The organism is Lentzea sp. NPDC051213 (assembly GCF_044455585.1).
Lineage (GTDB): Bacteria > Actinomycetota > Actinomycetes > Mycobacteriales > Pseudonocardiaceae > Lentzea.
Genome location: NZ_JBITEX010000001.1, coordinates 34412 through 48011 on the forward strand (window position 1 = coordinate 34412; position 13600 = coordinate 48011).

Below are 13600 nucleotides of genomic sequence, written 5' to 3' on the forward strand. Positions count from 1 at the left end.
GTGATCGATTACGGTAAGCACAAGTTCTGGTGTTTCAGTGATCCCGTTGTCATGATGAGGTCATCCCCCGATGCGGAAGCAGGCACAACATGACTTGGGCGCGTCCCGCGATCGCCGAGCCCGAAACCGGCACGTTCGCCGAGGCCAAGGCTCTGGAAAAGGAGCACAGCACGATTCAGAACAGCAAGGCGGCGCGCACCGTCGCGTGTCACGCGACCGACGCGCTCGACTGCGCCGACCTGCTGGAGATGCTGGGCCTCAGTGCGACGGAGGGCAAGGTCCGGGTGTAACCCCGCGACTGGATCCACCACTCGGCGACCAGCAGGTTCACCACGAACGACAGCCAGTTCGCGGTGGCGAAGACGACCAGCCCGTCCCCCTCGGGCAGGAGGCCGCCGAGTAGCAGGCCCCACAGCCGACCGGTCACGGCGGCGCCAGTCAGTGCGAAACCGCGGATCATCCAGATGCGGTGCGCGCCGAACTGGCGCCGCCGTGCCGTCTGCAGGCCGTAGACCGCGCTGACGAACCACAGCACGGACAGCACCGTCAGCGGTGCCGAAGCCGCCAGTCCGTTCAGTGACAACTGAGCGCACACGACGCCGAGCACCGACGACGGCAGCACCCCGGCGAAGTAGACGCGGCCCATCACCCGGTGGACGCGCGGGTGTCGGCCGCGCAGTCCCGGCCAGAACTGCGACACCCCCGCGAGGATCGCGACCGTTCCGGTGAAGATGTGCGCGACCAGCAGGCCGTAGTGGACTCCGCCGTGCAGATCCGGCCTGGCCTGGCTCATGTCGAGCGTCACGTACGCGCTCGCGGCGAAGACCGTGATCGCCACGCAGACCAATCCCGACACCGCCAGCCAGGCGGCGTACCCCCAAGAAGTTTTCATAAGCGCAAGCCTGTCAACGACATCACCCGGATGCGCTGGTGTCCTCCCCCGAGCGAGCAGTAGGGATCGCCCTACTGGGATGATGTGGCTCATGCGGACGGTGGAGATCTCGGAAGAGCCGATCAGGCTAGGGCAGTTCCTCAAGCTGGCTCAGCTCGCCGAGGACGGCGGGCACGCCAAAGAGCTCATCGAGGACGGAGAGGTCCACGTCAACGGCGCTGTCGAAGTGCGCCGCGGAGCACAGCTCCGGGCCGGCGACATCGTGGTGGTCGGCAGTGACGAGGTTCGCATTTCCGTTCGGCCGTAGGGGATTACTCCGTTCAGCGGTAAGTGCATGCATAAACGCAGCCGATCAGACTAGGGCCTGAAGTCCCTCTTCTGGACCATTCCCCGGCCTATGTGCACCATTTATGTCCCTTGTGGACATGTGGAATCGTCTTGTGCTGCCACCGTTTCCAGACGATGAGACGCGCGTCACGTCCGATATTCGGGCGCTGGGGAAACTTTTTTCCACAGCATGTAACGCGGATGCCTGGGCGTACGAATCATCGGTTGCGAGCTTCGGCCGCGACGCCTGATTCAGGCGTGACAGTCGTTTGAAGGATCAAGGTCCTCGGGGTGGCCTGCGTACTTGCACGTCCGGAATCGCCGCTGAGCCGGGGAGATCACAACGATGAGTGAGCAGGTCCGCGCTGCCCGTGACGTTCACGGGCAGGGCTCCAGGCTCAATCCGCTGTCCGAACACAGACAGACGCACCCACCGGTCGCCCGCTGGGAAAGTCGATACCGCTATGCCGTGATCACGGCCGATGTGCTGACCATTGCCCTGGTCGTCATCGCCGTCGGAGCGGTCATGCACATGCGTCATGCCGCCTTTGGCCCGATTTCTCTTGCGCTGCTGGACATACTCACAGTGGTCGTGGTGGCGGGTTCGCTCGCGATCAACCGCGTGTGGACGTCCACCGTTCTGGGTCAGGGAGCTGAAGAGTTCCGAAGACTCGGCCGGGGTTTGTTCGGTGCGGTGGTAGCGCTCGGCCTAGGAGCGCTCGCCGTCGACATCCCCGGCGCCCGCCTGTGGGTCTTCGTCGTCGTCCCCGCGATCGCCCTGGTCGCCTTCCCCATGCGCTACGCCTTGCGCCGCCCGCTGCACCGCGGCCGCAGTGAAGGGCGCTTCCTGCTGTCCGTCCTCGCCGCCGGCAACCTCGAGACCGTCGAGGACCTGATCACCCGCACCCGCCGCATCGCCCACCTGGGCTGGCGCGTGGACGCGGTCTGCACGATCGACGGCCGTGGCCGCGCCGGCCTGGAGGTCGACGGCGTGCCCGTCGTCGGTCAGCTGCGCGAACTCGCCGACCACGTGCGCCGTGGTGGCTACCGCATCGTCGCGGTGACACCGGACGCCTACTGGACGCCTCGCCGCCTCCAGCAGCTCGCCTGGGCCCTCGAGGGCTCCGGTGCCGAGATGGTCGTGTCGCCAGGCCTCATGGAGGTCGCCGGTCCCCGCCTGCACATGAGCGCCGTGCTCGGCATGCCGCTGCTCAGGGTGAGCGAACCAGCCCTCACCGGTTTCCGCCGTCTCGTCAAGGGCGTGGTCGACCGCGTCGGCGCGTTCCTGTTGTTGCTCGCGCTGGCCCCGCTGATGTTCGCGGTCGCCGCCTTCGTGATGATCGACAGCCGCGGTCCCGTGTTCTACCGCCAGAAACGCGTCGGCAAGGACGGCTCGCCCTTCACGATCATCAAGTTCCGCACGATGGTCACCAACGCTGACGCCCTGCGCGCCAGGCTGGCCGCCGCCAACGAGGGCCACGGCCTGCTGTTCAAGATGAAGAAGGACCCGCGCATCACCAAGGTCGGCATCTTCCTGCGCCGGTACTCGATCGACGAGTTGCCCCAGCTGTTCAACGTGCTGGGCGGCACCATGTCGCTCGTCGGCCCGCGCCCGCCGCTGCCGGAGGAGACCGCGAAGTACTCCTCCGACGTGCGGCGCCGCCTGCTCGTGAAGCCTGGTTTGACCGGGTTGTGGCAGGTCAGCGGCCGCAGCGACCTGTCGTGGGAGGAGTCGATCCGGCTCGACCTGCGCTACGTCGAGGACTGGTCGCTCGCCCTCGACGCCGTGATCTTGTGGAAGACCTTCCGCGCCGTCTTCGGCGGTCAGGGGGCCTACTGATGGAGACTTCTGTGATCGGCATCGCCGTCATCGGCGCGGGCTACTGGGGACCGAACCTGGTCCGCAACGCCCAGGCCACCCCCGAGCTGCGCCTGCGCTACCTCTGCGACCTCGACGTCGCGAAGGCTCGGCGCGTGCTGGGGGAGTACTCGACCGTGCGCGCCACCGCGTCGCTGGACGAGGTGCTCGCCGACCCCGAGGTGCAGGCCGTCGCGATCGCGACACCCGCCGCCACGCACCTGCCCGTCGCGCTGGCGGCCCTGGAGGCCGGCAAGCACGTCCTGGTCGAGAAGCCGCTCGCGGCCACCTTCGAGGACGGCCTCAAGCTCGTCGAGACCGCCGAGTCCCGCGGCCTCACGCTGATGCTGGACCACACGTTCGCGTACACCTCCGCCGTGCAGCACCTGCGCAAGATCATCCGCGGCGGTGAGCTCGGCGAGATCCAGTACATCGACTCGGTGCGCATCAACCTCGGCTTGGTGCAGCCGGACGTGGACGTGCTGTGGGACCTCGCCCCGCACGACCTGTCGATCTTCGAGGCGATCCTGCCCGACGACGTGACGCCGGTGGAGGTCGCGGCGCACGGCTCGGACCCGATCGGCGCGGGCGTCGCCTGCGTCGGCCACCTCACGGTCCGGCTGTCGAACGGCGCGATCACCCACGTGCACGTGAACTGGCTGTCGCCGACCAAGATCCGCACGATGGTCATCGGCGGTTCGCAGCGCACGGTGGTGTGGGACGACAACAACCCGGCGCAGCGACTGTCCATTTACGACCGCGGCGTCGACCGTTCCGAGGAACAGCAGAAGATCTCCTACCGCACCGGCGACATGGTCGCGCCGGCGCTGGTGGAACGCGAGGCGCTGCGCACGATGATGGCCGAGTTCGCGGCGTCCATCACCGAGAAGCGTCCGCCGCTCACGGACGGCCGCGCGGGTCTGCGCGTGCTGGCCGTGCTGGAGGCGGCGTCGGAGTCGTTGCGCTCCGGCGGAGTTTTCGTTCCCGTTCAACAAGTCGAAGGCAAGGTGTCTTGATGTCGGCCCAGAATCATCTGGCGCAGCCGATCAGTGGTCAGCGGGTGCTCGTCACGGGCGGCGCGGGCACGATCGGGTCGTCGGTGGTGGACCAGCTCGTCGAGGCGGGTGCCGCCGAGGTCGTCGTGCTCGACAACTTCGTGCGCGGCCGCCGGGAGAACCTCGCCGGCGCGCTGAAGTCCGGTGTCGTGCGCATCGTCGAAGGCGACATCAACGACAAGGTGCTCGTCCACGAGCTGACGGTGGGCAAGGACCTGGTCTTCCACCTGGCCGCCATCCGCATCACCCAGTGCGCGGAGGAACCGCGCCTCGCGCTGGAGTGTCTGGTCGACGGCACGTTCACGGTGCTGGAGGCCGCCGCCGCGGCCGGCGTGAAGAAGGTCATCGCGTCGTCGTCGGCGTCGATCTACGGCCTCGCGGAGTCGTTCCCCACCAACGAACGGCACCACCCGTACAACAACGACACCTTCTACGGCGCCGCGAAGGCGTTCAACGAAGGGATGTTGCGCAGCTTCAAGGCGATGTACGACCTGGACTACGTGGCGCTGCGGTACTTCAACGTCTACGGCCCGCGGATGGACGTGCACGGCCTGTACACCGAGGTGCTCATCCGGTGGATGGAGCGCATCGTGGACGGCAAGTCGCCGCTGATCTTCGGTGACGGCGCGCAGACGATGGACTTCGTGCACGTGCACGACATCGCCCGCGCGAACATCCTCGCCGCCCAGGCCCCGGTGACCGACACCGTCTACAACATCGCGTCCTCGAAGGAGACGTCGCTCAAGGAGCTCGCCCTCGCGTTGCTTGCCGCGATGGACTCCGACCTGCCGCTGGAGCACGGCCCGGAGCGGAAGGTGAACGGCGTGACCCGCCGGCTCGCCGACATCAGCGCCGCGGCCACCGAACTCGGCTGGAAGCCCGAGATCGAGATGGACGGCGGACTGCGCGACCTGGTCGCGTGGTGGCGTGCGGAGAAGCACGCCGCAGAAATCGCCGCAGAAATCGTCGCAGAGAACGCCTGATCTACCCCAGAAGCCGCGGCTGCGGCGTCCGCCGGCACCCCCAGGCCGGCGCGGCGCCGCGGCCGCACCCACAGATCGAGGTACGACAGTGATTCCGGTTATGCGGCCGTTGCTCGGTGAGGAAGAAGCGCTCGCCGCCGCCGAGGCCGTCCGGTCCGGGTGGGTGGCGCAGGGACCCCGGGTCCGGGAGTTCGAGGAACGCTTCGCGGCGTCCGTCGGCGCGGAGCACGGCGTCGCCGTGTCCTCCTGCACCACGGGCCTGCACCTCGCCGTGCACCTGCTCGGTGTCGGCCCCGGCGACGAGGTCGTGGTGCCGTCGCTGTCGTTCATCGCGACCGCGAACGCCGTGCGCTACACCGGCGCCACACCGGTGTTCGCCGACGTCGAGGCCGAGACCGGCAACCTGAGCGCGTCCACAGTGGAGGCGGTGCTCACCGAGCGCACCCGCGCGGTCATGGTCGTGCACCAGGCCGGCGTGCCCGCCGACGTGGAGAGCCTGAAGGCGTTGTGCGAGCCGCGCGGCATCGTGGTGATCGAGGACGCGGCGTGTGCCGCGGGCTCGACCTACCAGGGCAAGCCGGTCGGCACCAACGCCGTGCTGGCGGCCTGGTCGTTCCACCCGCGCAAGCTCCTCACCACCGGTGAGGGCGGCATGGTCACCACCGACGACGAGGACTGGGCCATTCGGCTCAAGCGCCTGCGCGAACACGGGATGAGCGTGTCCGCGGCGGACCGCCACCACGGCGGGTCGGCGGTCATCGAGCAGTACCTGGAGACCGCGTTCAACTACCGGATGACCGACATCCAGGCCGCCGTCGGCCTGGTGCAGCTGTCCAAACTGGACGTGATCATCGCCCGCCGCCGTGAGCTCGCGGCGCGCTACCACGAGCTGCTGGCCGATCTGCCCGGCCTCACGGCGGTTCGTGACCCTGAGTACGGAACGACGAACTACCAGTCGTTCTGGGTGTGGTTGCCGGAGGGTGCTCCGGACCGCACGGAAATCCTTGCGGGCCTTGCCGAACGCGGAGTTTCGGCACGGCGCGGAATCATGGCGTCACACCTCGAACCCGCCTACGCGGGCCACCCCAGCGCGCCGCTGCCGGTGACGGAGGCGTTCACCGCCAGGACGCTGATTCTCCCGCTGTTCCACGACATGACGTACGACCAGCAGGACACGGTCGTGTCAGCGTTGTCGGAAACTCTCCACACATTCCATCTGACCGTCCGTGGTTGAAAGATAAATATTGAGCCCGCAGCGGAACATTTTTGTGTTGGCACGTAACAGCTTCAATCAAATCGCCGACGTTCGGAGTAGCAGCCCTGTGCTGTCCAGCGTAGTGCGCGGATCACACACGGTAACTCCGTCCGAGAGGTGAACTCCCATGGTGGCTCAGCAGTCGCGTCTCGTGCGGGTGCTTGTGATCACGGCATTAATCGCATCGACGATGTTCGTGCTGGGAGTCTTCAACGCCCCCAACGCCAACGCCGCCCCGTGTGACATCCCCGTGACCAACAAGGTCGCCTGCGAGAACACGCAGCCCGGCGCGGACAACTGGCAGGCCCAGTACCGCGACGACGCGATCCTCGGCTACACGACGGACATCAGCTACAACGTCGGCCAGACGGTCGGCTTCAAGATGCTGACCTCCGCGTCGTCCTACAAGCTCGACATCTACCGGCTCGGCTGGTACGCGGGCAAGGGCGCGCGCTACATGGGCACGGTCAACCGGAACACGCCGCAGAACCAGCCACCCTGTCTGCGGGACGGGCCGACCGCGCTCATCGACTGCGGCAACTGGGCCGTGTCGGTCAACTGGACCATCCCGTCGAACGCGGTGTCCGGTCTGTACTACGCCCGCGTGACGCGCAACGACACCGGCGCCGAGAACGAGATCGTGTTCGTCGTCCGCGACGACGCGTCCCAGTCGAAGGTGTTCTTCCAGACCTCCGACGCCACCTGGGTCGCGTACAACCGCTACGGCGGCAACAGCCTCTACTTCGGTGACGGCCCCGGCCAGGGCGGCTCGTCCTACAAGGTCAGCTACAACCGCCCGTACACCGGCGGCGACGGCGACGAGAACTTCATCTTCAACGCCGAGTACCCGATGCTGAGATTCCTGGAACGCAACGGGTACGACATGAGCTACACGACCGATGTGGACTCGGCGCGACGCGGGCACCTGATCAAGAACCACAAGGTGTTCATGGCCGTCGGCCACGACGAGTACTGGTCGAACGAGCAGATGGCGAACGTGATGTCCGCCCGCGACGCCGGCGTGCACATGGCGTTCCTGACCGGCAACGAGATCTTCTGGAAGACCCGGTGGGAGAAGAGCATCGACTCCTCCCAGACCGACTGGCGCACGATGGCGTGCTTCAAGGAGACCAAGGGCACCCAGAACGACGGCCTGGCCACCTGGACCGGCACGTGGCGCGATCCGCGCTTCAGCCCGCCGCAGGACGGTGGACGGCCGGAGAACGCGTTGCTGGGCAACATGTTCACCGTCAACGGTCGGCGCGACGACTCGCTGCAGGTGCCCGCCGCGTACGGCAAGATGCGGCTCTGGCGCAACACCGACCTGCAGAACCTGGCCTCCGGCAGCACGTACACGTTCCAGCCCGGCACGCTCGGCTACGAGTGGAACACCGTGTACGACAACGGCTCCCAGCCCGCCGGCGTCGCGCAGATGTCGCGCACCACGGTGAACCTGGACGGGTACTACGCGCTGAAGAACTACGGCGACGAGTACGGTTCGGGCCCCGAGACGCACGCGATCACGTACTACCGCGCGCCCTCCGGCTCGCTGGTGTTCGGCGCGGGCACGGTGCAGTGGGCGTGGGGCGTGGACGACGAACACGCGTTCCTCACGAACACCCCGACCTCGGACAAGCGGATCAAGCAGGCGACCGTCAACTTCCTCGCGGACATGGGCGTCCAGCCCTACCAGCTGTGGGGTGCCGACGAGCTCGTGATCTCCGGTGCCATCTCCGACGGCGCGGCGCCCGGCGTGCAGATCACCACGCTGCCGTCCCAGTCGACGGTCGGCCAGCCGTACACGTTCTCCGGCACCGTGATCGACGCGGCCGGCAAGGTGGCCGGCGTCGAGGTCTCGACCGACGGCGGCACCCGCTGGCACTACGCCACCTGGACGGCCGGGCAGACGACGTGGAGCTACACCTACACGCCGTCGCAGTCCGGTGCCGCCGCGCTGCGCGTCCGCGCGGTCGACGACTCGCTGAACCTGTCCACCCCGGTGCAGGCCTCGCCGAACGTCGCCGCCCGCACCTGCCCGTGCGGCATGTTCTCCGGCCAGGAGGTCCCGAAGGTCACCTCCGCCGACGACAGCTCGCAGCTCGAGCTCGGTGTGAAATGGCGTGCCGCGAGCAACGGCTACGTCCGCGGCGTGAAGTTCTACAAGGGCACGGGCAACACCGGCTCGCACACCGGTTCGCTCTGGGCCGCCAACGGTGATCTGCTCGCCACCGGCACGTTCACCAACGAGAGCCCGACGGGCTGGCAGACGCTGCTCTTCCCGTCGCCGATCGCGGTGACCGCGAACACGACCTACGTCGTCTCGTACTTCACGCCGACCGGCCACTTCGCGTACGACACCGGCGGGTTCTACAACCAGCAGGCGTACATGGAACCGGTCACCGGCCTGAAGTCCGGTGTGGACGGTCCGAACGGCGTGTTCCGCTTCGGCGCGGGCTTCCCGAACAGCACGTTCGACAACACCAACTACTGGGTCGACGTGGTGTGGGCGCTCGACCCGGGCCCCGACACCCGTGCGCCGATCCAGACCGCGATGTCGCCGGTGTCCAACGCCGGTTCGGTCGCGCTGAACACCACGGTGTCCGGCACGTTCGACGAGAACGTCACGCTGAGCTCGGCGCAGGTCACGGTGACCGGCCCGGCCGGCGCGGTGACCGGCACGAAGTCGATCTCGAACGACGCCCGCACGATCACGTTCACCCCGTCCGCCCCGCTGGCCGCGGCGACGGCCTACACGGTCTCGATGAAGGCCGCCGACTCGTCGAACAACCTGTCCTCGCAGGCGAACTGGACGTTCACGACGGGCTCGCCACGTCCGGCGACCTGCCCGTGCACGATCTGGGACGACTTCGCGGCACCGGCGGTGATCGACGCAGGTGACACCACCGCGGTCGAGCTCGGCACGAAGGTCCGCTTCGACGGCAAGGGCGAGGTGCTCGGCGTCCGGTTCTACAAGGGATCCGGCAACACCGGCACGCACACCGGTTCACTGTGGACGTCGACGGGTCTGCTGCTCGCGACCGGCACCTTCACCGCCGAGACCACGTCCGGCTGGCAGAAGCTGATGTTCAACTCGCCGGTCCAGGTGCAGGCGAACACGACCTACGTCGTGTCGTACTACGCCCCGAACGGCCGGTACTCCGTCAGCTCCGGCTTCTTCAACGGCCAGGGCGCGGACTACCAGTCGCTGCACGCGCTGCCCAACGGTGAGGACGGCGGCAACGGCATCTACCGCTACGGCAGCGGCGGCGGGTTCCCGAACTCGTCGTACAACGCCACGAACTACTGGGTCGACGTCATCTACCGCAACGGTCTCAACGGCGACACCACGCCGCCGACGCTGACGAACCGCTCGCCGGCCGTCAACGCGACGAACGTGGGCCTGCAGACCACGCTGACGTCCACGTTCAGCGAACCGGTCGACCCGGCGTCGGCGCAGATCTGGCTGACCGACCCCAAGGGCGGCAAGCTGACCGGCTCGGTGTCGTTGTCCGGCGACCAGAAGACGGTCACCTGGACGCCCGCCGGCAAGCTCGTGGCCGGTACGCAGTACAAGGCGCACGTGGGCATCGCCGACGTCAACGGCATCGCGATGGCGGCCCCGGCGGAGTGGAACTTCACCACCACGACGACGCCGACCTGCCCGTGCTCGTTGTTCAGCACGGCGACGGTGCCGGCGGTGACGTCGGCGGACGACAGCGGCGCCTACGAACTGGGCGTGCGGTTCAGCCCGACCCAGTCCGGCCAGCTCACCGGTGTCCGTTTCTACAAGGGCGCGGGCAACACCGGTACGCACACGGGTTCGCTGTGGAGCGCCTCCGGCTCGCGTCTCGCGACCGGCACGTTCACCGGTGAGACCGCGACCGGCTGGCAGACGCTGACGTTCTCGCAGCCGGTGGTCGTCAGCGCCGGGCAGACCTACACCGCCTCGTACACGACGACCACCGGGCACTACGCGGTGAACGGCGGGTACTTCGGGACGGGTCCGGTGAACTCGCCGCCGCTCACGGCACCGCAGGAGCAGAACGGCGTGTTCGTGCCGGGCGCCGGGTTCCCGACGATGACGTACGGCTCCGGCAACTACTGGGTCGACGTCGTCTACCAGCCCAACGCGGACAACGACGCGCCGGTGCTGCAGTCGCACACCCCGCTGTCCGGGGCGTCCGAAGTGGACCTGACGTCGACGGTGACGATGTCGTTCGACGAGCAGGTCGACCTGAACACCGCGCAGTTCGCCGTCACCGACCCCGGTGGCGCGAGGATCGGCGGCACGCTGGCGCTCTCGCCGGACGGCAGGATGGTGACCTTCACCCCGGCCGCCAGGCTCGCGGCGTCCACTGTGTACACGGCGAGCATGCGGATCGAGGACACGTTCGGCAACGTGATGGCGAACCCCGTCACGTGGTCGTTCACCTCGGCGACGACGCAGACCTGTCCGTGCTCGTTGTTCAGCGCGGCGACGGTGCCGACGGTAACTTCGGCCGATGACAGCAGCGCGTACGAGCTGGGCGTGAAGTTCACGTCGTCGGCGAACGGCCAGATCACCGGCGTGAAGTTCTACAAGGGCGCGGGCAACACCGGCAGCCACACCGGCTCGCTGTGGTCCGCGGACGGCACCCGTCTGGCGACCGGCACGTTCTCGAACGAGACCGGGTCGGGCTGGCAGACGCTGACGTTCGCCCAGCCGGTGGCGATCACGTCCGGGACCACCTACGTGGCCTCGTACACGACCACCACAGGGCATTACGCGGTGAACGCCGGCTACTTCGGCTCGGTGAACTCGCCGCCGCTGGGTGCCACGGCCTCGGCCGGTGTGTTCACGTCCGGGTCCGGGTTCCCGACCTCGTCCTACAACGGTGGCAACTACTGGGTCGACGTGGTCTTCCAGTGACCCCACGGCCACTGCTGCTCGTCGGAGCAGGCGGACTCGCCCGCGAGGTGATCGCGGCGGTCCGCCTCCTCCCGGACGTCTGGAACCCGATCGGGGCTCTCGACGACTCCGCCGCCCTGCACGGCACCCGGATCGACGGGGTGCCCGTGCTGGGCGGGCTCGATCAGCTCGGCCGACACCGAGACGCGGCCGTCGTGGCGTGCATCGCGAACGCGCGGCGGCCGTTGTCGCGGCTCTCGCTGGTGTCGCGTCTTGACCTGCCGGAGGAGCGGTGGGCGACCATCGTGCATCCGGCGGCTGTTACTTCCGGAGCTTCCCTGGGTTGCGGCACGGTCGTGCTCGCGGGTGTCGTGATCACGACGCCTTTGGAGATCGGCCGGCACGTGGTGGTGATGCCCCAGGTGCTGATCACCCACGACGACGTGGTGTCGGACGGCGTGACGTTCGCCGGCCGCGCATCGCTCGCCGGGGGAGTGTTCGTCGGAGAATCCGCGTACCTGGGCCAGGGCTCGATGGTGCGCGAGGGGTGCAAGATCGGCGCCGGTGCCGTGGTGGGCATGGGAGCCGTTGTCCTGCAGGACGTTCCGGCAGGAGAGACGTGGGCCGGCGTGCCGGCCCGCCCGTTGCGTGGGGAGAGCGCGTGATCGAGATTCCGCTGGTGGACCTGCGTGCCCAGCACGAGCAGGTGGCCGAGGAGGTGGCGGACGGCTGGGCAGAAGTGCTCAAGACGACAGCCTTCATCAACGGCCCCCAGGTCGCCCGGTTCGAGTCGGAGTTCGCCGCCTACCAGGAAGTCCCGCACGCCATCGGCGTCGGCAACGGCACCGACGCCATCGAACTCGCGCTGCGGGCACTCGGCGTGGGCCACGGCGACGAGGTCGTGCTGCCCGCCAACACCTTCATCGCCACCGCCGAGGCCGTCGCCCGCTGCGGCGCCACCCCGGTGCTGGTGGACTGCGTCGACGACACGCTGCTGATCGACGTCGACCAGGTGTCGTCCGTGGTCACCTCGCGCACCAAGGCCGTGGTGCCGGTGCACCTCTACGGCCAGGCCGCCCCGGTCGAGCTGCTGCCGCTGGGTGTTCCGGTCGTCGAGGACGCCGCCCAGGCCCAGGGCGCGCGCCGCAACGGTGTCGCCGTCGGCGGCCTCGGTGTCGCGGCCGCGACCTCGTTCTACCCCGGCAAGAACCTCGGCGCGTACGGCGACGGCGGCGCGGTGATGACGACGTCCGACGCGATCGCCGAGTCGGTCCGGTTGCTGCGCGAGCACGGTTCGCCGCGCAAGTACGAGCACCCGGTGCTCGGGTTCAACAGCCGCCTTGACACGCTGCAGGCCGTGGTCCTCTCGGCCAAGCTGCGCCGCCTGGAGGGCTGGAATCAGGCCCGCCGCGCCGCCGCGGACCGGTACACCGAGCTGCTCGCGGACGTCGAACGGGTGCGGGTTCCGGTCGTGCTGGACGGCAACCTGCCCGTCTGGCACCTGTACGTGGTGCGCGTGCCGGACCGCGACCGGGTGCTTTCCGCGCTGCACGCCGCGGGCGTCGGTGCCGGCATCCACTACCCGACGCCGCTGCACAAGACCGGCGCGTTCGCCCATCTGGACGGGTCGTTCCCGGTGGCCGAGTCGTCGGCTTCGGAGCTGCTGTCGCTACCGTTGTTCCCGGAGATCACCGAGTCGCAGCAGGCTCGGGTCGTGCAGGCGCTGACGGAGGCCCTTCGATGACTGGCGTGCGGGTGCATCCCCAGGGACTCTGCGAGTCCGATGACGTCGGTGATGGCACCAGGGTGTGGGCGTTCGCGCATGTGCTGCCGGGCGCCCGCATCGGCCGCGACTGCAACATCTGCGACGGCGCGTTCGTCGAGTCGGGCGCGGTGCTGGGCGACAACGTGACGGTCAAGAACGGCACGCTGGTGTTCGACGGCGTGACGTGCGAGGACGACGTGTTCCTCGGGCCGAACGTGTTGTTCACCAACGATCTGCGGCCTCGCGCGCACGTCAAGAAGACGGGCGACGCGCTGGAGACCACCCTGGTCCGCCGTGGCGCGACGCTCGGCGCGGGCGCGGTCGTGGTGTGCGGTACCGAGATCGGTGAGCACGCGTTCGCGGCGGCCGGCGCGGTGGTCACGAAGTCGGTGCCCGCGCACGCGTTCGTGGCCGGCAACCCGGCGGTGGTGAAGGGCTGGGTCTGCTCCTGCGGGGCGCGGCTCTCAGCCGACTACACGTGCCCGGAGTGCGGGATCCGGCACGAGGAGACCCCGGACGGCCTGAAAGCCCTCTGACAACGAACTGAGGCCCTCACACCGCACTGGTGTGAGGGCCT

General features: G+C 68.4%; 11 protein-coding genes. 10 read left to right on the forward strand and 1 reads right to left on the reverse strand.

Annotation, left to right across the window (positions count from 1 at the left end; translation table 11 throughout):
• The first annotated feature begins 89 nt into the window (after positions 1-89).
• A complete protein-coding gene (locus ACIA8G_RS00140) occupies positions 90-290 on the forward strand; it encodes a hypothetical protein (protein ID WP_084401971.1) in 201 nt (66 codons plus the stop codon).
• Here ACIA8G_RS00140 and ACIA8G_RS00145 read toward each other — a convergent pair.
• Positions 209-892 carry a DUF2306 domain-containing protein gene (locus tag ACIA8G_RS00145; RefSeq protein ID WP_396416031.1) on the reverse strand — a complete coding sequence of 228 codons (684 nt, stop codon included), beginning with the start codon at positions 890-892 and terminating at the stop codon, positions 209-211. The two genes, ACIA8G_RS00140 and ACIA8G_RS00145, sit on opposite strands and share 82 nt — an antisense overlap.
• A gap of 91 nt (positions 893-983) precedes the next feature.
• Between ACIA8G_RS00145 and ACIA8G_RS00150 the strand changes: the two genes are divergently transcribed.
• The 9 genes from ACIA8G_RS00150 to ACIA8G_RS00190 all read left to right on the forward strand — a co-directional run bounded on the left by ACIA8G_RS00150 (position 984) and on the right by ACIA8G_RS00190 (position 13559).
• Positions 984-1199 (forward strand): RNA-binding S4 domain-containing protein, encoded by a 216-nt coding sequence (locus tag ACIA8G_RS00150; RefSeq protein WP_396416032.1) that lies wholly within the window; start codon positions 984-986, stop codon positions 1197-1199.
• A gap of 366 nt (positions 1200-1565) precedes the next feature.
• The gene (locus ACIA8G_RS00155; RefSeq protein WP_396416033.1) at positions 1566-3059 is read left to right on the forward strand and encodes a sugar transferase; all 1494 of its coding nucleotides are present in this window, start codon (positions 1566-1568) and stop codon (positions 3057-3059) included.
• Positions 3059-4093: a Gfo/Idh/MocA family protein gene (locus ACIA8G_RS00160; protein WP_396416034.1), complete on the forward strand. Its 1035-nt coding sequence runs from the start codon at positions 3059-3061 to the stop codon at positions 4091-4093. The genes ACIA8G_RS00155 and ACIA8G_RS00160 overlap by 1 nt, the downstream gene beginning before the upstream one ends.
• Positions 4093-5115 carry an NAD-dependent epimerase/dehydratase family protein gene (locus tag ACIA8G_RS00165; protein WP_396416035.1) on the forward strand — a complete coding sequence of 341 codons (1023 nt, stop codon included), beginning with the start codon at positions 4093-4095 and terminating at the stop codon, positions 5113-5115. Before ACIA8G_RS00160 ends, ACIA8G_RS00165 begins: the two co-directional genes overlap by 1 nt.
• A gap of 19 nt (positions 5116-5134) precedes the next feature.
• Positions 5135-6349: a DegT/DnrJ/EryC1/StrS family aminotransferase gene (locus ACIA8G_RS00170; protein WP_396417282.1), complete on the forward strand. Its 1215-nt coding sequence runs from the start codon at positions 5135-5137 to the stop codon at positions 6347-6349.
• Between the two features lie 148 nt (positions 6350-6497).
• Entirely contained in the window at positions 6498-11279 is a 4782-nt protein-coding gene (locus tag ACIA8G_RS00175; protein WP_396416036.1) for a DUF4082 domain-containing protein, read from the forward strand.
• Entirely contained in the window at positions 11276-11923 is a 648-nt protein-coding gene (locus ACIA8G_RS00180; RefSeq protein WP_396416037.1) for an acetyltransferase, read from the forward strand. Before ACIA8G_RS00175 ends, ACIA8G_RS00180 begins: the two co-directional genes overlap by 4 nt.
• Positions 11920-13002, forward strand: a complete 1083-nt coding sequence (locus ACIA8G_RS00185) for a DegT/DnrJ/EryC1/StrS family aminotransferase (RefSeq protein ID WP_396416038.1) — start codon at positions 11920-11922, stop codon at positions 13000-13002. The genes ACIA8G_RS00180 and ACIA8G_RS00185 overlap by 4 nt, the downstream gene beginning before the upstream one ends.
• The gene (locus ACIA8G_RS00190) at positions 12999-13559 is read left to right on the forward strand and encodes an acyltransferase (RefSeq protein WP_396416039.1); all 561 of its coding nucleotides are present in this window, start codon (positions 12999-13001) and stop codon (positions 13557-13559) included. The genes ACIA8G_RS00185 and ACIA8G_RS00190 overlap by 4 nt, the downstream gene beginning before the upstream one ends.
• The last annotated feature ends 41 nt before the right edge of the window (positions 13560-13600 follow it).